Source organism: uncultured Endozoicomonas sp., from assembly GCF_947495845.1.
GTDB lineage: Bacteria > Pseudomonadota > Gammaproteobacteria > Pseudomonadales > Endozoicomonadaceae > Endozoicomonas.
Window position 1 is genome coordinate 1 of the sequence record NZ_CANMAO010000089.1, and the last position, 1,114, is coordinate 1,114.

General features: G+C 43.1%; 2 tRNA genes and 1 rRNA gene. All 3 read right to left on the minus strand.

Going from position 1 to position 1,114, the window contains the following annotated elements:
• Nucleotides 1-185: ribosomal RNA gene (locus Q1B11_RS20200) — 23S ribosomal RNA — on the minus strand; the annotation flags it as partial.
• 437 nt (nt 186-622) lie between these two features.
• Nucleotides 623-698, minus strand: a tRNA-Ala gene (locus tag Q1B11_RS20205).
• A 123-nt stretch (nt 699-821) separates the two neighbouring features.
• Nucleotides 822-898: transfer RNA gene (locus Q1B11_RS20210), tRNA-Ile, on the minus strand.
• Between the last annotated feature and the right edge of the window lie 216 nt (nt 899-1,114).

Consider the following 1,114-nt stretch of genomic DNA (forward strand, 5'->3'; position numbering starts at 1 on the left):
GGGTTCGCCTTCTAAAGCCTATGTATTCAGCTAAAGAATAACCGCTTATGCGGTTGGGTTTCCCCATTCGGAAATCTCTGGATCAAGGCCTGTTTATCGGCTCCCCAAAGCTTATCGCAGATTACCACGTCCTTCATCGCCTCTGACTGCCAAGGCATCCACCGTGTACGCTTAGTCACTTGACCATATAACCCAAAACGATCTTTTTGGCTTTGATATTTTCCTTCATGCGGCGTTACAATCTTCACTCTGTCAGTCACATACGATTCGCATGCTCCTTCCGTCGTTCAGTTTGCGCCTTGCCTGAAGCAAAATCTCTTCGCCAAAACCTGACTATTAAGAAAGGTTCGATCAAAGTTATAGGCAATAACTACCTTAACGATCAAATGAATTTATATTGCTATAAATCCATCGCCATACACATTAGCAATGATCTTTCGATCATATACTTGAGAGTGTCTCAGCAAGAATTTCATTAAACGACCAATTAATAATAAATTATCAATCAGCTGAGTAATGCAATTCAGCTTAAATTTGGATTCCACATTGTTAAAGAACGATCTTTCGTAAAGAAAGAAAGCAAAATATGCTTAATGAATCAGTCAATTTCGACATGAGAAAATGGTGGAGCTATGCGGGATCGAACCGCAGACCCCCTGCGTGCAAGGCAGGTGCTCTCCCAGCTGAGCTATAGCCCCATATCTCTTTCTGTCATCTTTATGGAAGCGGATCATCCAGAATTTTATTCTGATCGAGGCGAAAGTGAGCGAAGCATACGCATAGTATGTGAGCTTACTTTCAACGAAGAGCAGAATAAAATTTGGTGGGTCTGGGCAGATTCGAACTGCCGACCTCACCCTTATCAGGGGTGCGCTCTAACCAACTGAGCTACAGACCCAAATGCTATCCACAAGATAACGGATTCATTAAATACACTTTTAAAGAGCTTTTTACAGCCTCAGAACAAGACTGCTTTAACAAAATACGACCTCCACGGATGGAGGAAGTGCTGAAAATCGTCTGGAACGATTTCAGTGATCAAACAATTCGTGTGAACGCTTATGGACGTCGGTTTTCGTTTAAGGAGGTGATCCAGCCCCAGGTTCCCCTAGGG